Origin of the sequence: Gordonia zhenghanii, from assembly GCF_021738965.1 — a bacterium.
Taxonomy (GTDB): Bacteria; Actinomycetota; Actinomycetes; order Mycobacteriales; family Mycobacteriaceae; genus Gordonia; species Gordonia zhenghanii.
In genome coordinates this window covers 107939-125405 of sequence record NZ_JAKKOQ010000008.1, presented here as the reverse complement: position 1 = coordinate 125405, position 17467 = coordinate 107939, and the positions used below count along the sequence as shown (strand labels likewise).

Here is a 17467-nt window from a genome sequence, read left to right as displayed (position 1 = left end):
GCGGTAGACCGGCGGTCGTTCTCCGGGCGGGCGGTCGACGATAGAATGCGCCCATGACCTCCGATGACCTGGACCGCCTGCAACGGTGGGAAGACGCAGGCGCCGTGTGGGAGGTGGCCGCTCTACGACCGGAGTCGGCGACCATCTCGCTTCTGCGGTGCGACGCGGGCGAAGAGGTCGACCGATTCGTCACCGACGACCCGCGAGTGCTGGCGATGTGCCGTGAGCGGTGGTGACGGACTCCGACGCTGAGCGCGGCTCACGGTGGGTGTTCCACATCGATATGGACGCGTTCTTCGCATCCGTGGAGCAACTCACGCGGCCTACCCTCGCCGGGCGGCCGGTCCTCGTCGGCGGTGTCGGCGGTCGTGGAGTCGTCGCCGGTGCGAGCTACGAGGCTCGTGTCTACGGGGCGCGATCGGCGATGCCGATGCACGAGGCGCGCCGACTGATCGGGCCGACCGCCGTCGTGGTCCCGCCTCGTGGGGGCGTCTACCGTGTCGTGAGCAGCCGAGTATTCGAGATCGTGCGCCGGTTCGCGCCCGTCATCGAGACCTTGTCGTTGGACGAAGCGTTCGGCGAACCGCCGGAACTCGTCGGCGCGACGGTCGCCGATGCAGCCGCAGTCGCGACGGCGATGCGTGCCGCGATCCGGGACGAGACGGGACTCGCCGCATCCGTCGGGCTCGGCTCGGGCAAGCAGATCGCGAAGATCGCTTCCGGGATGGCGAAGCCGGACGGATACCGCGCCATCGCGCCGAGCACGGAACTGGAGTTCCTGCACGGGCTTCCGGTTCGCAAACTGTGGGGTGTCGGGCCCGTCTCGGGAGATCGGCTCGGCCGTCTCGGGGTGGAGACCATCGGTGACTTCGCCGCACTGTCGGAGACCGAAGTCGCCTCAGTGCTCGGCGGCACGGTCGGTCTGGCACTCCACAAGCTCGCCCAGGGGATAGATCACCGACCGGTCGCCGAACGCGCGGATGCCAAGCAGATCAGCGCCGAGAGCACGTTCGCGACCGACATCATGGATTCCGCTGGCATGAGGGCCGCCGTCTCGTCGGCCGCGTCGCACGCCCACCGCAGACTGCTCGACGACGGTCGTGGCGCGCGGACGATCGTCGTCAAGCACCGGCTCAGCGACATGTCGATCCTGACCCGGTCGTCGACACTCCCAAGTGCGACAACGGATCTCAAAGCGCTCACCGCGGCGGCCTACCGAGTGATGCTCGATCCGCTCGACATCGGACCGGTCCGGCTCGTCGGCGTCGGGTACTCCGGACTCGACGATGTGCGACAGGACTCGTTGTTCCCCGACCTCGCCGCCGTCCCCGACCAGGGCGAGGAGGGGGCGGCCCCAGGTGCCGACGGCGCTTCGGGTGGCGGCAATGGTGAGGACGTCGAAGGCTCCACTCCTCAGAGCGTCCAGATCCCGCGCGGACCCTCGGCACCCGACGAGTTCCCGACCGGCACCGACGTGACGCACCCCGAGCACGGCCACGGCTGGGTGCAAGGCGGGGGACACGGCTTCGTCACCGTTCGCTTCGAGACTCGATCGACCGGGCGCGGACGGACACGGAACTTCCGGCTGCCCGAACCGCTGCTGGAGCGCGCCGATCCGCTCGACAGTCTCGGCTGGGATTCGCCCGACGAGGACTGAAGGTCGACAGGGGTGATCAGTCGGCGGGCGAGGAGGCAGCGAAGAACGCCGTGATCGCGTCGCGGTCGGCTCCGGCCGACAGGAGCGCGATCAGAGCCATCCGCGCCTGCGGTGCTCGCAGCCAGGGCGAGAAGACGGCTCCCGCGCGAAGCAGGTCGACGCCGCCGCCTCCGCCGCCGTAGGTCGGCTGCACTGCGCCGTACGGGACCCGCGTCGAGACGACGACCGGGACGTCGCGCTGCACCGCGAGGTTCACCTGCGCGGTTATGTCCGGGTGTGTATTACCAGACCCGGTGGCGGACAAGATGATTCCTGCTGCCCGCTGTTCGACCGCTGAGGCGATGGTACCGGGGGAGACGCCGGGGTACAGCGCGAGAAGGTCCACTCGCGCGGGTCGTGCAGGCACCGCCCCGTCGATCAAGGGGCGCGGCAGGCCGCGGTGGACGGTGTCGAACGCACGCAGGTCGGTGGTCGACGTCTTGAACACGCCGCGAGCGGAGAGAATCGTTCCACCGAGTGCGACGAGCACACCGCGGTCGCGGGAGGACGGATCGGCCGCGAGCGCGACCGCTGCCGCGATGTTCGCCGGTCCGTCTGCGTCCGGGTGGTCGGCGGGACGTTGTGCACCGGTGAACACCACCGGGCGTGGATCTGCGGCGAAGAGGTCGGCGAGGTACGCGGTCTCCTCCAACGTGTCCGTGCCGTGGGTCACCACGACACCGACGACTGCGGGGTCGGACAACTCCTCGGCAATAGCGCGCACGACGTCGAACTGCTGTCGGACGGTCATCGACGACGAGTCGACCGTCATCAACTCGCGGGGGCGCACGGCGACGTCGTCTGCGGTGTCGGGCAGCAACTCCAGGGCCGACAGAACGGGCACCGCTCCGTCGTCGGTGGTGCGTGAGGCGGCGGTGCCGCCGGTGGTTATCATCACAACCTGGCGTGGGCTCATGGCCCGATTCTCGCACTTGTCGAAGCCGTATGCGTGCTGCTCACCGGCGACGCGCGGGACGGGTGCGGCAGGCGGTGCGCGACGTGTCGGATGCGCCGCCGTGTCACCTTTTGGCATAGTGGGGTTGGCTCGGGGGCCAGACCTGGACCCGCGTAGAACCAGACGTGAGGATTTTATCCGTGAAGATTCGCAATTTCGTGACCGGTGCCGTGGTGGCCGCCGCCGTTGCCGCGACCGCCGCGTGCGGTTCGGATGACGGCGGTTCGGACCTGCCTCCGATTCCCACCGCAGAGGCCTCGACCAGTGCGGCCGAAGGCGGCACGTCGTCGTCGAGCGATCCGATGACCGATTCGAGCAGCGTGCCGAACGTCAAGGAGCTCAACGGGTTGCTCGAGAAGGCTCTCGATCCGAAGGTGAAGCCGGCCGAGAAGACCGAACTCGTCGAAGGATCCGAGGTCGATCCCGATCTCTTCGAGGAGCTCGTCAAGGCGGCCGAGGACAACCCGGACGTCACCTACAAGATCAAGCCGCCGGTGACCAAGAACGGCCCGAACAAGGCGAAGGTCAAGGTCGAGGTCAAGCTCCCGGACAACCCGCCGCAGAAGATCGACGCCGCGATCGTGTTCGACAACGGTCGCTGGAAGCTGTCGAAGTCGACGGTCTGCCCGCTGCTGTCGGCCAACGACGTCAAGACGCCGCTGTGCGACGACGGCTCGTCGAGTTCGACGGCCAAGTCGTCGAAGAAGGCGAGCTGACTCGCCCGACACTCGACGACGAGCCCCGCACCACGTGGTGCGGGGCTCGTCGTCGTTCGGTGGGGCGTCTCTGGGGAGACGGTGAACCATCGGGGTCCGGTGAAGAACCTCAGGACGTCCAGGTGCCTCAGGACGTCCAGGTGACGGTGTACTCGTTCTGCTGAAGCAACGGCGCGCTGTTCTCGTCGCCCGCGAGTTCGCGCGCGCCTTCGGTGGTGATCGAGCCCGCGATCGGCAGCACACGCGTGAGGTCGACGGTGAGTTCGCCGGTCCCCGCCATCGAGTACCTGTTGATCGTCAAGGTCTGCGCCGAACCCGGAATACGGAAGATCGAGTCGACGGGGACGTCGTCGACGGCGACCGCCAGTTGGACGATGTTCCCGGTGCGCCCGGTGAGCGTGACGGTCGTCGTCCGCCTGATCGTGGCGGCCGACGAGATGATGCGCACCGATTTCCAGCGGGCGCCGACGCCCACCGGCTCGGTCGGGAGCGGAACCGATTGGTCGAGCGCACCGGAGAACGACTGCTCGAGCGCGCTGCGCGCGGGCGATCCGGACTCCTCGTTGGGGAACAGCCGCAGCGACCGGACCTGCAACCCGTCGGCGACACTCAGTCCGCCCTCCGACCCGGCGATCGCGTCGAGTCCGGGGGTGAGCTCGGCGTCCTTCGTCGTCGGCGTTCCGATTGTGAACTCGAGATCCGACGGGTCGTCGCACACGACGCGCGCGGTGATCGGGGTGCTCAACTGCTGCTGGGTGCGCTGGACCGACTGGTTGCCGTTGTCTGCGGGCGCGATGGAGGCTTCGATCGAGTCGGTCGTCAACGTCACCTCCTGCGGACTCGTCGTGTCCGGTCGGGACTCGAGAAGTCCTGTCTGTGGTGCTCCTGTCTGGGGTGCCCCTGTCTGTGGTGCCCCTGTGTCGAGTACCTCGACGTCGGCCGGTGCGACCGGGATCGGCCGCATGCCCTCGCGATCCGCGCTCGACGCCGCGGCGCACGGTCCGGGGTCTGCCGCGCTCTCGTCGTCGGAGGAACAGCCGCTCAACGCTAGGACCGCGCCGACCGGTAGCACGGTCAGGGCGGCGATCACGCGTCTCCCGATCCGGCGATCACGGGGCGATGACGGGTGCGGGTTCGCGGCGGACGCGATCGGCGAGACACTCACCCGTCCGAGAGTAATGACTGTGTCCAGCGTGGTCAGGTCAGGGCGGCGTCGGTGTGACGCACGCTGATCGTGGACAATCGAGGAATGAGTGAAACCGAGCCCGGGCGCGATGGCGTCCGGACCACCGGGCGAAGCACCTCCCGGACCGTCGCGCTGCTCGCCCTCGTGGCGGTGGTGGCCTACCTTCTCGACCTGATCACCAAGACACTGGCCGTCGCCCGCCTCGACCCGTGGAACCCGACCCACGTGATCGGCGACGTCGTTACCTTCAAATTGATCCGCAACAGCGGAGCGGCGTTCTCGATGGCGACCGGATACACGTGGGTACTGACGTTCGTCGCGCTCGCCGTGGTGATCGGGATCATCCGGTACAGCAACCGGCTCGTGTCGACGGGCTGGGTGATCGGACTCGGGCTGGTGCTCGGCGGCGCGATCGGAAACCTGACGGACCGCATGTTCCGATCTCCGGGACCGCTGCGCGGCCATGTCGTCGACTTCATTCAGGTCGGCGACTGGTGGCCGACGTTCAACGTCGCCGACTCGGCTGTCGTCTGCGGCGCGGTGCTCCTGGTGGTCCTCACTCTGCTCGGCTACGACTACGACGGTTCCCGTTCGGGGTGGGCGGCGCGCAAGGACCGCGCCGTCGCCGCCGAGGGACAGGAGGACGACGATGCGTGACTCACGGGCGATGCCGGTTCCCGACGGACTGCACGAGATGCGCACCGACGCTGGAGTCGCACGACTGCTCGGTCTGTCGCGGACGGTCGCTGCGGGTCTCGCCGATGCCGGCGACATCACTGTCGACGGGGTCGCGGTCGACAAAGCGCACCGACTCGTCGCCGGGGCGTGGCTGGACGTGACGCTGCCGGAGCCGGAGCGTCCGCTGACCGTCGAGCCGACGCCCGTCGCCGACCTCGACGTCATTTACCACGACTCCGACATCGTCGTGGTGAACAAGCCGCCGGGGGTGGCCGCGCACCCGTCGCAGGGCTGGACCGGCCCCACAGTCATCGGGGCACTCGCCGCAGCGGGCTTCCGGATCTCCACGTCCGGAGCCCAGGAGCGTCAGGGGATCGTCCACCGACTCGACGTCGGCACGTCCGGTGTGATGGTCGTCGCCGCCTCGGAGAACGCATACACGCTGCTCAAGCGGGCGTTCAAGTATCGGACCGTCGAGAAGGTCTATCACGCGGTGGTCCAGGGCCGTCTGGATCCGCCGGTCGGCACCATCGAGGCGCCGATCGGCCGCCATCCGGGATCGGACTGGCGGTTCGCGGTGACCGCGAACGGCAAGCCGTCGACCACTCACTACGAGACGCTCGAGATGTTCGCGGCGGCGTCGCTGCTGGACGTGCACCTCGAGACCGGGCGAACCCATCAGATCCGCGTGCACTTCTCGGCACTGCACCATCCGTGCGCCGGCGATCCGACGTACGGTGCGGACCCGACCCTGGCGACCCGACTCGGCCTCGACCGGCAGTGGCTGCACGCCCGTTCGTTGGCGTTCGCACACCCGGCGGACGGGCGACGAGTCCAGTTCACCACGGAGTATCCGGACGACCTTCAACACGCACTCGACGTCCTGCGCGACGTCTAGCGATCGTCCGCATCGCCACACGCGTCACAACCGGCGGTAGTGGGGGCGTGCCTCTCCGGGACTGTCGGAGGGGACGCATACAGTGGAGCCGTTCCATCGAAATGCAATGCGGGGAGTCGCCAGAGTGTCCGGGTCGTTCGTTCATCTGCACAACCACACCGAGTTCTCGATGCTCGACGGCGCGGCGAAGATGTCGCCGCTGTTCGCAGAGGCGAAACGGCTGGAGATGTCCGCGATCGGGATGACCGACCACGGCAACATGTACGGGTCCTCGGACTTCTACAACACGGCGCTCAAGTTCGACATCAAGCCGATCATCGGGATCGAGGCGTACGTCGCGCCGGAGTCGCGGTTCAACACCAAACGCGTCCTGTGGGGCAGTCGAGACCAAAAGTCCGACGACGTGTCGGGTTCGGGCGCGTACACCCACATGACTATGGTGGCCGAGAACGCGACGGGACTGCGGAACCTGTTCAAACTGTCGTCGCTGGCGTCGACCGAGGGGCAGTTGGGCAAGTGGGCGCGAATGGACGCCGAGATCATCGCCCGGCATTCCGAGGGGATCATTGCCACGACGGGGTGCCCGTCGGGTGAGGTGCAGACTCGCCTCAGGCTCGGCCACGAAGCCGAAGCGCTGGAGGCCGCGGGCAAGTGGCAGGACATCTTCGGCAAGGACAACTTCTATCTGGAGTTGATGGAGCACGGTCTGGAGATCGAGCAGCGGGTCCGGTCCGGGCTGTTGACTGTCGGCAGCAAGCTCGGCATCAAGCCGCTGGTGACCAACGACTGCCACTATGTGACCCGCGATCATGCGTCGTCGCACGAGGCGTTGTTGTGCATCCAGACCGGCAAGACGCTGTCCGATCCCACCCGGTTCAAGTTCGGCGGCGACGGCTACTACCTCAAGTCCGCGAAGGAGATGCGCGAACTGTGGGACGACGTCGTCCCGGGCGGCTGCGATTCGACGTTGGAGATCGCCGAGCGGGTCCAGTCGTACGAGGACGTGTTCACCCACCACGACCGGATGCCGATCTTCCCGGTCCCCGAGGGGTACACGCAGGAATCGTGGCTCGAGCGCGAGGTGATGGTCGGTCTGGACCGCCGGTTCTCGGGTCAGGTCGTGCCGACCGAATACACCGACCGCGCCAACTTCGAGCTGAACGTCATCAACCAGATGGGCTTCCCGGCGTACTTCCTGGTGGTCGGTGACCTGATCAGTCACGCGCTCGAAGTCGGCATCCGGGTCGGTCCGGGACGTGGCAGCGCCGCCGGGTCGTTGGTGGCGTACGCGATGGGCATCACGAACATCGATCCCATCCCGCACGGTCTGCTGTTTGAGCGGTTCCTCAACCCCGAGCGTGTGTCGATGCCCGACATCGACATCGACTTCGACGACCGCCGACGCGGCGAGATGATCACGTACGCGTCGGAGAAGTGGGGCCACGACAAGGTCGCCCAGGTCATCACCTTCGGCACGATTAAGACCAAGGCCGCGATCAAGGACTCTGCCCGAGTGCAGTTCGGTCAGCCGGGATTCTCGATCGCCGACCGCATCACCAAGGCGCTGCCGCCGCCGATCATGGCCAAGGACATCCCGGTCTGGGGCATCACCGACCCGGAGCACGAACGGTTCTCCGAGGCGTCGGAGGTGCGCACGCTGATCGAGACCGATCCGGACGTCAAGCGGATCTACGACACCGCGCTCGGCCTGGAAGGGCTCGTCCGTAACGCGGGTGTGCACGCGTGTGCGGTGATCATGTCGTCCGAGCCGCTGACCGATGCGATCCCGGTGTGGAAGCGTGCCCAGGACGGCGCGATCATCACCGGTTGGGACTATCCCTCGTGTGAGGCGATCGGTCTGCTGAAGATGGACTTCCTCGGTCTGCGAAACCTCACGGTGATCGGCGACGCGATCGAGAACATCAAGACCAACCGCGGCGTCGACCTCGACCTCGACACCTTGCCGCTCGAGGACGAGAAGACCTATGAGCTCCTCGCGCGCGGCGACACCCTCGGCGTGTTCCAGCTCGACGGCGCGGCCATGCGTGAACTCCTTAAGATGATGCAGCCGACCGGATTCGAGGACATCGTCGCCGTCCTCGCGCTGTATCGACCGGGTCCGATGGGCGTGAACGCGCACACCGACTACGCCAAGCGTAAGAACGGGCTTCAGGACATCAGGCCGATCCACCCGGAGCTGGAAGAGCCGCTCAAGGAGATCCTCTCGGAGACGTACGGTCTGATCGTCTACCAGGAGCAGATCATGCAGATCGCGCAGAAGGTGGCCGGCTACTCGCTCGGCCAGGCCGACCTGCTGCGACGTGCCATGGGTAAGAAGAAGAAGGAGATCCTCGACGAGGCCTATGACGGCTTCGCCGACGGTATGCGCGACAACGGGTACTCCCAGGCCGCGATCACCGCGCTGTGGGACACCGTCCTGCCGTTCGCCGGTTACGCGTTCAACAAGTCGCACGCTGCGGGCTACGGCCTGGTGTCCTTCTGGACCGCCTACCTGAAGGCCAACTACCCGGCCGAGTACATGGCAGGCCTGCTGACCTCGGTCGGCGACGACAAGGACAAGGCCGCAATCTATCTGGCGGACTGCCGCAAGATGGGCATCACCGTGCTGCCGCCGGACGTCAACGAGTCGTTGGCGAACTTCGCGGCCGTCGGTGAGGACATCCGGTTCGGTCTGGCCGCCATCCGCAACGTCGGAACCGGTGTGGTCTCGTCGATCATCGCGGCGCGGACGGCGAAGGAACGTTACGCCGACTTCTCGGATTATCTCGGGAAGATCGACGTGGTCGCCTGCACCAAGAAGGTCACCGAATCGCTCATCAAGGCGGGCGCGTTCGACTCGATGGAGCATCCGCGCAAGGGACTGTTCCTGGTGCACGCCGATGCGGTCGATGCCGTGATGAGTACCAAGAAGGCGGAGGCGATCGGCCAGTTCGACCTCTTCGGTGGTTCGGACGTCGAGGACGTCGGCGACGTGTTCGCTGTCAAGATCCCCGACGAGGAGTGGGACACCAAGCACAAGTTGGCTCTCGAGCGCGACATGCTCGGGCTGTACGTGTCCGGCCATCCGTTGGCCGGGCTCGAGCACGCGATCTCGGCGCAGACCGACACGTCGATCTCCACGCTGCTGGAAGGCAACATCTCCGACGGTGCGCAGATCACGATCGGCGGGATCATCTCGTCGGTCACGCGCCGCGTGAACAAGAAGGGCGAGCCGTGGGCCGCCGTCACCATCGAAGACCTGGTCGGCGGCGCCGAGGTGTACTTCTTTCCGCGCGCGTTCACGGCGTACGGGATGGACCTGTTGCAAGACAACATCGTCCTGGTGCGGGCCCGAGTCAACAAGCGTGACGACTCGATCATGATCAGCGCCAACGATCTCGCAGTGCCCGATCTGACCGAGGTCGGCGCCACTAAGCCGTTGATGCTGACCTTGCCGACCAACCGGTGCACGCCGGACCGGGTCAACGACCTCAAACAGGTCCTGACACGGCATCCGGGGACCTCGGACGTCCACGTGACTCTGGTCAGCGACCGGAAGCAGACCCAGTTGCGTCTCACCGAGGCGCTGCGCGTCAATCCGTCGTCGGCGTTGAAGGGCGACCTGAAGGCGCTGCTCGGGCCCGGCTGCCTGACCTGAGCCGGTGCGCGTCCTCGATTCTGATGCAGGCGAGATCGTCGTCACCACGACGATCAAGAAGTCCCGCTTCATCGCGACTTTGGCGCCGGTCGCCTCGCCGGAGGAGGCTGCGACGCTCGTCGACCGCGTCCCCTCCGACGGGGCGAACCACGTCTGCTGGGCGTATCTGATCGGGGCGGAGCCGCATCAGGTGAGTCGGTCGTCCGATGCAGGCGAACCCGCGGGCACGGCGGGACCGCCGATCCTCGCCGCCTTGACCGGACGGAACGTGGTGAACGCCGCGATCGTCGTCGTGCGCTATTTCGGCGGCGTGAAACTCGGTGCGGGCGGCCTGATCCGCGCGTACGGCGGCAGCGCCACCGCGGTGCTCGACGCAGCTCCGCTGCGTGACGCGGTGCTTTCCAGTGTCATCCGGTTGACGGTCCCCGTCGACGAGGCCGGACGGGTCGCCACGGACCTGCGTTCGATGGGCGTCGTGCGGTCCACCGAATACGGGCCCGTCGCGGTCGAGTTCGTCGTGCAGGTCCCCGTCGACGCCGAGGCGGGGCTTCGCGACCACGTCTTGTCCGTGACGTCCGGGGCTGCGGAGATCCTGGACTCGACGTCCCAGTTCTCATGACCCGCGACAGAAAGATTCGTGCACCCGAAACTTACTGTGCGGATGAGCTACACTCGACTCTATGACCACCCACATCCATCGCGATCTCCGGACGGTCCCGACCGTCGACGTCGCCGGTGTGCGGTGGCCGGTCAACAAACTGGCTGCGGTGTGCGTCGGGCTCGTCATGGCGATGTCGGCCCTCCTCTTCGGCGGATCCGCGATCGTCGCCGCGTGGACGGCCGCCGTGGTGGTGCTCGCCGTGTGGTGGGGCGGCTACGCCTGGTACGGCCGACGGTGGGAACATGGACCGCGTGAGTACGCCGCCGCATATCGCAGAGAAGAGCACTGACAGCCCGGTCCCCGGACTGAGTCGGGACAGCATCCTCGCCGCCGCACAGCGGCTCGACGGCATCGTGGTACGCACCCCGTTGGAGGCGTGTCCACGGCTGAGCGCCGACACCGGTGCTCAGGTGTACATCAAGCGCGAAGACCTCCAAGGCGTCCGCTCGTACAAGATCCGCGGCGCCTACAACGTGATGGCGCAGCTGTCCGACGCCGAGCGCGCGGCAGGCGTCGTCGCGGCGAGCGCAGGCAACCATGCGCAGGGTGTCGCGTTCGCGTGCGCGACCATGGGCATCGCCGGGCGGATCTATGTTCCGACGACGACCCCGAAACAGAAGCGCGATCGGATCAACTGGCACGGAAAGGGTTTCGTCGAGCTGATCGCGGTCGGCGAGACCTACGACGCGGCGGCATCGGCGGCACAAGCCGACGTCCTGCGCACCGGAGCCACCTGGATCCACGCATTCGACGATCCGCGAACCGCGTCCGGGCAGGGCACCATCGGCGCCGAGATCGTCGACCAGCTCGACGGTCCGCCGGACGTCGTCGTGCTGCCGGTCGGCGGTGCGGGCTGCATGGCGGGCATCGTCACCTACCTGCGGGCGGTGGCCCCCGACGTCGCGATCGTCGGTGTGGAGCCGAGCGGAGCCGCATCGCTCGCCGCCGCACTCGTCACCGGCTCGCCGTACACCCTCGAGACGGTCGATCCGTTCGTCGACGGGGCGTCGGTCAAACGGATCGGCGGTCTCGGGCACTCGGTCATGGCAGCGGCGGGCGCCCGCGTCGTCGCCCATCCGGACCTACTGCCCCTCACCGAGCGTCCTGCCGTTCCGGTCATCGAGCTGTCCGACGTCGACCTCGCTCCGGGCAGCGTCACGATCATGCACGTCGACGAAGGCGCCATCTGCTCGACGATGTTGGAGCTCTATCAGAACGAGGGCATCATCGCCGAGCCTGCGGGTGCGCTCGCGTCGGCGGCGCTGACGGAACTGTCGTTGTCCGCGGACGCACGCGTGGTCTCGTTGCTGTCCGGTGGCAACAACGACGTGTCGCGGTACGGCGAAGTCATCGAGCGGTCGCTGGTGCATCGAGGACTCAAGCACTACTTCCTGGTGAACTTCCCGCAGGAGCCCGGCGCACTGCGTCGCTTCCTCGACGAAGTACTCGGCCCGGACGACGACATCACGCTGTTCGAGTACGTGAAGCGGAACAACCGCGACACCGGCGAGGCGCTGGTCGGCGTCGAACTCGGCGATCCGGCAGGCCTGGTGGGACTCGAGGACCGGATGTCGCGTTCGCGGTTGAACGTCGAGCGGCTCGAACCGGGGTCGCCCGCGTACCGATACCTCACCTGACGCCTCACCTGACGGGCTTCAGGCCAGGCAATCTGAGCACAGCTGTGTTCAGAGAACGACCGGCTCTCGGTCCCGGCGAGACGCACATGACCTGCAATGAGGCATATGGTGCGTGCAACACTCGAAAAGTATCTGTGACTCGATGCACACGAAAGTCGGAGTTACTGTGTATGCTTCGATCCACGGATTCATAGGATTTTGGGATTCGGGGATCAGCGGGCAGCAGCGGGCACCCTCGCGACACGCCGCCACGGTCGGTTGGGGACGAACTCTCCGTCCGATCGACGCCCTCAGGGTTGACGACGCGAAGGCAGGGGATTGAGCACCGAAACGCTAGGGGTGAGAGCCGGGCTCGGCGCGAAGTGGTCGGGCAGTGGTGTGGGCAAGTGGTACCGCGAGCACATCACCAAGTCGTTCGAGACCTTCGGTCGCCAGTTGGCGATGTTCATCGAGGTCTTCAAGGTTCTGATCGTCGACATCGTCAAACGCCGATTCCCATTCAAAGAGTTCGTCCGCCAATGCGCGTTCATGGCGTCGACATCCGTTTTCCCGACTCTCCTCGTCGCGATCCCGATCGGTGTCATCGTCTCGATCCAGGTCTCGAACATCGCGGGCCAGATCGGTGCCACCTCGTTCTCTGGCGCCGCGACCGGGCTCGGCGTCATCCGGCAGGGCGCACCCCTGGTGACCTCGTTGCTGCTGGCAGGCGCCGTCGGGTCGGCGATCGCCGCCGACCTCGGCTCCCGGACCATCCGCGACGAGATCGACGCGATGAAGGTCATGGGCGTTAATCCGATTCAGCGACTGATCTCGCCGCGCCTGCTCGCGACGATGGTCGTCGCATTCCTGCTGTGCGGCTTCGTGTGTTTCGTCGGCTTCATCACCGGCTACGTCTTCAACGTGTACGCGCAAGGCGGGACGCCAGGCAGTTACACCGGAACCTTTGCCTCGTTCGCGAGTACCTCGGACTTGATATTCGCGGTGGTGAAAGCAGTGATATTCGGTGCCATCGTCGCCGTCGTCGCATGCGACCGGGGACTGAACACCAGTGGCGGCCCGGCAGGTGTCGCGAACTCGGTGAACGCAGCCGTCGTCAACTCGGTGCTGCTGCTGTTCACCGTGAACGTGGTGCTCACTCAAGTGTTCGCCCTCGTCGTCCCAGCGAAGGTGGTGTGACATGACTGCTTCGCGGTACACGCCGCCCGCGCTCCGGCCGTTGGAGTGGGGACGCAAAGCGATCGCCGGTCCGCGCGACGGACTCGTCGCGATGGGGCACTTGATCACGTTCCTCGTGCGCTCGATCGCTCTCGCGCCCATCACCTTCCGTCACTACAAGAAGGAAGTCTGGCGCCTGCTGTCGGACGTCGCATGGGGCAACGGCGCGATCGTCGTGGGCGGCGGCACCGTCGGCGTCATGGTGATCCTCGGTGTCATGGGCGGCGCGACCGTCGGCATCGAGGGGTATACCGCGCTGCACCTGCTCGGCATGGATCCGCTCACCGGCGGTCTGTCGGCGTTCGCGACGACACGCGAGATCGCACCGCTCCTCGCCGCTACGGCGTTCACCGCACAGTCGGGATGCCGCTTCACCGCTCAGTTGGGCTCGATGCGGATCAGTGAGGAGATCGACGCACTCGAGTCGATCGCGATTCGTCCGCTGCCGTATCTGGTCACCACCCGCATGGCGGCGGCGGTGCTCTCGATCATCCCCTTGTACGCGATCTCGCTGGCTGCCAACTACATCGCCTGCCAGGTGATGTTCCAAGTGCAGAGCGGTGAAGGCGCGGGCGCATACGATCACTACTTCGATTCGTTCATCATGTCGCGCGACGTGGTGTTCTCGTTCATCAAGGTGATCGTGTTCGTTCTGCTGACCACGTTCATCCAGTGCTACTACGGCTATTTCGCGTCGGGCGGCCCGGAGGGCGTCGGGATCGCGGCAGGCCACGCGATTCGGTTGTCGATCATCACCATCGTCTTCGCGAATCTGATTCTCACGCTCGTGTTCTGGGGTATGACCGCCGGAATCAGGATATCGGGGTAACCGGCTATGAAAATCGATACAGGTGGGCGCGATCCGTCGATGACGACGTACCTGGTGCGAGGTGTGATCTTCGCCGTGGTCGGTCTCCTCGTGCTCGGCGTCCTGTGGGCGAGGTACGAGGGAAAGTTCGACGACACGACCGACGTCTCGGCGTCGTTGACCGATGTCGGCGACGGGCTCATCAGCGGAGCCGACGTGCGTTACAACGGGATGATCGTCGGCGAAGTCGACTCGGTTGCGGTCGTCGGCTCGTCCTCCGATCAGCAACGCGAAGTCCACATGCTGCTCGAGCCGAAGCAGGCCGAAGGGATTCCCGCGAACACGACGGCGCGGACGGTGCCGTCCAACCTGTTCGGCGTCAACTCGGTTGAGCTGATCAGGCCGGAGAACCCGTCCGACGATCGGCTGTCCGCCGGTGACGTGATCAAAGCCGACACGTCGGAGCCGACGATTCGACTGCAGGACGCCCAAAATGATCTTCGGACTCTTCTGCGCAGTGTCCCGCCGGAGGACCTCGGCATGGTCCTCGGCACCATCGCCGACGCACTCGACGGCGGAGGCGCCACGTTCTCGACGTTCGTCGGGGTCCTCGACAACTACTGGAAGACGATCAACGCGCAGTTTCCGCCCGGTGCGCCATCGGGTTTCGACGCCTTCTCCGCATCGGTGAAAGGCCTGGCGGCCTCGACCCCGGAGCTGCTGGACACTCTCGGGAAATCGGTGAAGCCCGCGTTGACCATCACCGAGAAGCAAGACGATCTCACCGCACTGCTCTCCAACAGCCAAGGCCTTCTCGACACGACGCAGGCCTTGTTCGCGAAGAACGGCGATGCAGGCAAACGCGTCGTCCGTGACCTCAACACCACCCTGGGCGCCACGATGCTCGACCCGGACGCGATGCCGCAGGCGCTGCGGGAACTCTATGTGCTCGCCGGTCGGGTGCTCGGTGTGTTCACCGGAGTCAACGGCCACGTCCAGCTCAATCTGGGCGTCAACTTCGGTGCCTACCGCATGTACTCCAAGCAGAACTGCCCGGTGTACGACGGCGGACCTTACGGCCAGCTACGCGGGCCCGGCTGCGTCGGACCAGGCACGGGAACCGGCCCGACGATGTCCGGACCGCTGTCGGTGTATCCGGAAGGCGGCATGCAGCCGGATCGGAACCGGAAGCGCGCCAATGGGGTCTCGACGTCACGAGACTCGAAGACGTTGGGGACGGCGCTCGGCCGTAAGCCGACGTCCGCGGAGACGTTGATGCTCGGTCCGCTGGTGTCGGTTGCGCCGGAGAAGGAAGGACAGCGATGAGCAAGAGCACCGACAGTATTCGCAAGCCGTTGATCGGCTTCGGCGTGTTCGCGGTCGTCGCGCTGCTCCTCACGTACCTGATCTGGTCGACTCTCGAGCGCACGGTGCAGGGCAAGGTGACCGACTTCGCGACCGAGTTCAGCGACGCGTCCGGTCTCGCGTCGGGCGATGACGTTCGGATGGCCGGCGTGCGCGTGGGCCGTGTACAAGACATCGAACTCGACGACGGACGTGCCCGAGTCACGTTCGAGGTGCAAGACGATCAGCACGTCTACGCCAACACTCGGGCGGCGATCCGGTACCAGAACCTGATCGGCCAGCGGTACCTCGCGTTGAACCTCGACGGCGCGACGCCTGGAGCCGAACTGAGTAAGGGTTCGACGCTCCATCTCCCGGGTGAGGACTCCTTCGACGTCACCAAACTGCTCGCAGGCTTCCAGCCGGTGTTCGACACGTTGACGCCCGAACAAGTCAACTCGTTGTCGGAGGGCCTGATTCAGACCTTCCAAGGCAACGAGGTGTCGCTGTCGCGGACGCTGGCCCAGATCGGTCAAGTCGCGAACGACATGGCGAACCGCGACCAGGTCCTCGGCACGATCATCACCAATCTCTCGGTGGTGATGCGCGAGCTCGCGTCCCAGGGCAAGCAGGTGCAGACGTTGATCGACAGTGCATCGAAGCTCGTCGAGAACCTCAACGGCAACTCGGCGGCGTTCGGCAAGTCGATCGAGCAGATCGGGACGACCGCCGATGGTTTCGCCGACGTGCTCGCCCAGAACCGAGGCTCGTTGCGGGACGCGGGTACAGCGGCTCGCGAAGCCACAACCAAGTTGATCGGTCAGGGCGCGAAACTCGACACCATGGCAAAAGTCCTACCGGAGTTCCTCGGCCATTTCCCGAACGTCATGATGCAGGGCGCCTACTTGAACATCTATGCATGTGAACTCGATATCGCGATCGGCGACGTCTTGCTTCCGCCGGGTCTGATCACCCAGATCGGCGGGACCCAACACTCGGTGGTGTGCCGATGAAGAAACGTGTCCGATCCTCATTCAACGGCCGCCGAGGTCTCTGGTACGGAATCATCGGCGCCATCGGCATCATCGTCGTGCTCGTCGCGGTGGTCGGCCTCAGTTCGGCGAACCTCGGGAAGAAGACCTACACGGGTGACTTCATCCAAGCGGGCGGCCTGCGGACCGGCGACAAAGTGCGGGTCGCAGGCATCGACGTCGGCGAGGTCAGCGACACCGAATTGGCGGGCGACCACGTGAAGGTCACGATGAAGGTCGACAACGACGTCGACGTCCGTGAGGACGGATCCGCCGAGATCAAGATGTCGACGCTCCTCGGCCAGCGGTACGTCGACGTCGTCCTCGGCGAGTCCGACCAGGAACTCGACGGCGAGCAGATCACGGTGACGCGGGTCCCGTACGACTTGCAGAAGACGCTCGAGAAAGGCACTCCGGTGCTCGACGGCATCAAAGCCGACGATCTCGCCAACAGCATCCGCACGCTGAACAGCCAGCTGAAGGGTGCGCCGGCGATCGCGGAACCGACGCTCGACGCGTTGACGCGTATGTCGGACGTCATCAACAACCGAACCGACCAGATCGGCCAACTCCTGACCGATACGAAGGCCGTGACCGAGCAGGTCCAGGACAGCCAGTTCCAGCTGTCGATCATCGTCGGACAAGGTGCTCAGCTGGCGACGAAGATCCAGACCAGGGAACGACTCGTCACCCGGATGCTCGACGGAATCGCCGAGCTCACCGAACAGGCGCGGGCGGTCGCCGCCGAGAACGGGAACCAGTTCGCGCCGGTGATGGCGAACCTCGACACCATCTCGTCGGGTCTCGAGAAGAACCGAGACAACCTGCGGAAGATGCTCGAGATCCTGCCGGTAACCGCTCGCCTGACCAACAACCTGGTCGGCGACGGCCCGTACGCCAACGGCTACCTGCCGTGGGGCATCTTCCCCGACAACTGGCTGTGCCTGGCGAAAGTGGTGGACGGATGCTGACCGCGGAAGGAAG

16 protein-coding genes are annotated in these 17467 nt (G+C 66.0%); 14 read left to right on the top strand and 2 right to left on the bottom strand.

Annotated features, from left to right (window positions below; translation table 11 throughout):
- The first annotated feature begins 53 nt into the window (after positions 1–53).
- Together L5G32_RS10830 and L5G32_RS10825 are read left to right on the top strand one after the other, a co-directional pair.
- On the top strand, positions 54–236 hold the full coding sequence (locus L5G32_RS10830; RefSeq protein WP_237011048.1) for a hypothetical protein: 183 nt from the start codon (positions 54–56) through the stop codon (positions 234–236).
- Positions 230–1657, top strand: a complete 1428-nt coding sequence (locus L5G32_RS10825) for a DNA polymerase IV (RefSeq protein ID WP_308192033.1) — start codon at positions 230–232, stop codon at positions 1655–1657. The genes L5G32_RS10830 and L5G32_RS10825 overlap by 7 nt, the downstream gene beginning before the upstream one ends.
- Before the next feature lie 16 nt (positions 1658–1673).
- Here the strand turns inward: L5G32_RS10825 and L5G32_RS10820 are convergent, their stop codons facing one another.
- A complete protein-coding gene (locus L5G32_RS10820; protein ID WP_237011236.1) occupies positions 1674–2612 on the bottom strand; it encodes an asparaginase in 939 nt (312 codons plus the stop codon).
- 179 nt (positions 2613–2791) lie between these two features.
- On the opposite strand from L5G32_RS10820, the gene L5G32_RS10815 reads away from it, so the two are divergent.
- Positions 2792–3367 (top strand): WKL family lipoprotein, encoded by a 576-nt coding sequence (locus tag L5G32_RS10815; protein ID WP_237011047.1) that lies wholly within the window; start codon positions 2792–2794, stop codon positions 3365–3367.
- A 127-nt stretch (positions 3368–3494) separates the two neighbouring features.
- Here L5G32_RS10815 and L5G32_RS10810 read toward each other — a convergent pair whose 3' ends face one another.
- Positions 3495–4532 (bottom strand): hypothetical protein, encoded by a 1038-nt coding sequence (locus L5G32_RS10810; protein WP_237011046.1) that lies wholly within the window; start codon positions 4530–4532, stop codon positions 3495–3497.
- Positions 4533–4616: 84 nt separating this feature from the next.
- Between L5G32_RS10810 and lspA the strand changes: the two genes are divergently transcribed.
- The 11 genes from lspA (at position 4617) to L5G32_RS10755 (ending at position 17454) form a co-directional block, all read left to right on the top strand.
- Positions 4617–5210 carry a signal peptidase II gene (lspA, locus tag L5G32_RS10805; RefSeq protein WP_237011045.1) on the top strand — a complete coding sequence of 198 codons (594 nt, stop codon included), beginning with the start codon at positions 4617–4619 and terminating at the stop codon, positions 5208–5210.
- On the top strand, positions 5203–6129 hold the full coding sequence (locus tag L5G32_RS10800) for an RluA family pseudouridine synthase (RefSeq protein ID WP_237011044.1): 927 nt from the start codon (positions 5203–5205) through the stop codon (positions 6127–6129). Before lspA ends, L5G32_RS10800 begins: the two co-directional genes overlap by 8 nt.
- 124 nt (positions 6130–6253) lie before the next feature.
- A complete protein-coding gene (gene dnaE / locus L5G32_RS10795; protein ID WP_237011043.1) occupies positions 6254–9787 on the top strand; it encodes a DNA polymerase III subunit alpha in 3534 nt (1177 codons plus the stop codon).
- A 4-nt stretch (positions 9788–9791) separates the two neighbouring features.
- Positions 9792–10406, top strand: a complete 615-nt coding sequence (locus L5G32_RS10790) for an IMPACT family protein (RefSeq protein ID WP_237011042.1) — start codon at positions 9792–9794, stop codon at positions 10404–10406.
- 61 nt (positions 10407–10467) lie between these two features.
- On the top strand, positions 10468–10737 hold the full coding sequence (locus tag L5G32_RS10785; RefSeq protein WP_237011041.1) for a hypothetical protein: 270 nt from the start codon (positions 10468–10470) through the stop codon (positions 10735–10737).
- Positions 10691–12085 carry a threonine ammonia-lyase IlvA gene (gene ilvA / locus L5G32_RS10780; protein WP_237011040.1) on the top strand — a complete coding sequence of 465 codons (1395 nt, stop codon included), beginning with the start codon at positions 10691–10693 and terminating at the stop codon, positions 12083–12085. The genes L5G32_RS10785 and ilvA overlap by 47 nt, the downstream gene beginning before the upstream one ends.
- A 378-nt stretch (positions 12086–12463) precedes the next feature.
- Positions 12464–13261, top strand: coding sequence for an MlaE family ABC transporter permease (locus L5G32_RS10775; protein ID WP_237011235.1), 798 nt, complete (start codon positions 12464–12466; stop codon positions 13259–13261).
- A gap of 1 nt (position 13262) precedes the next feature.
- The gene (locus tag L5G32_RS10770; protein ID WP_237011039.1) at positions 13263–14129 is read left to right on the top strand and encodes an ABC transporter permease; all 867 of its coding nucleotides are present in this window, start codon (positions 13263–13265) and stop codon (positions 14127–14129) included.
- A gap of 6 nt (positions 14130–14135) precedes the next feature.
- The gene (locus L5G32_RS10765) at positions 14136–15434 is read left to right on the top strand and encodes an MCE family protein (protein WP_237011038.1); all 1299 of its coding nucleotides are present in this window, start codon (positions 14136–14138) and stop codon (positions 15432–15434) included.
- The gene (locus L5G32_RS10760; RefSeq protein WP_237011037.1) at positions 15431–16465 is read left to right on the top strand and encodes an MCE family protein; all 1035 of its coding nucleotides are present in this window, start codon (positions 15431–15433) and stop codon (positions 16463–16465) included. The genes L5G32_RS10765 and L5G32_RS10760 overlap by 4 nt, the downstream gene beginning before the upstream one ends.
- Complete coding sequence (locus L5G32_RS10755; RefSeq protein ID WP_237011036.1) at positions 16462–17454, top strand: MCE family protein; 993 nt, start codon at positions 16462–16464, stop codon at positions 17452–17454. The genes L5G32_RS10760 and L5G32_RS10755 overlap by 4 nt, the downstream gene beginning before the upstream one ends.
- The last annotated feature ends 13 nt before the right edge of the window (positions 17455–17467 follow it).

Excerpts from the sequence above, each read along its gene's own strand:
- L5G32_RS10830 (WP_237011048.1), top strand. The coding sequence starts at position 54 with ATGACCTCCGATGACCTGGACCGCCTGCAACGGTGGGAAGACGCAGGC.
- L5G32_RS10820 (WP_237011236.1), bottom strand. The coding sequence starts at position 2,612 with ATGAGCCCACGCCAGGTTGTGATGATAACCACCGGCGGCACCGCCGCC.
- lspA (WP_237011045.1), top strand. The coding sequence starts at position 4,617 with ATGAGTGAAACCGAGCCCGGGCGCGATGGCGTCCGGACCACCGGGCGA.
- L5G32_RS10800 (WP_237011044.1), top strand. The coding sequence starts at position 5,203 with ATGCGTGACTCACGGGCGATGCCGGTTCCCGACGGACTGCACGAGATG.
- L5G32_RS10785 (WP_237011041.1), top strand. The coding sequence starts at position 10,468 with ATGACCACCCACATCCATCGCGATCTCCGGACGGTCCCGACCGTCGAC.
- ilvA (WP_237011040.1), top strand. The coding sequence starts at position 10,691 with ATGGACCGCGTGAGTACGCCGCCGCATATCGCAGAGAAGAGCACTGAC.
- L5G32_RS10770 (WP_237011039.1), top strand. The coding sequence starts at position 13,263 with ATGACTGCTTCGCGGTACACGCCGCCCGCGCTCCGGCCGTTGGAGTGG.
- L5G32_RS10765 (WP_237011038.1), top strand. The coding sequence starts at position 14,136 with ATGAAAATCGATACAGGTGGGCGCGATCCGTCGATGACGACGTACCTG.
- L5G32_RS10760 (WP_237011037.1), top strand. The coding sequence starts at position 15,431 with ATGAGCAAGAGCACCGACAGTATTCGCAAGCCGTTGATCGGCTTCGGC.
- L5G32_RS10755 (WP_237011036.1), top strand. The coding sequence starts at position 16,462 with ATGAAGAAACGTGTCCGATCCTCATTCAACGGCCGCCGAGGTCTCTGG.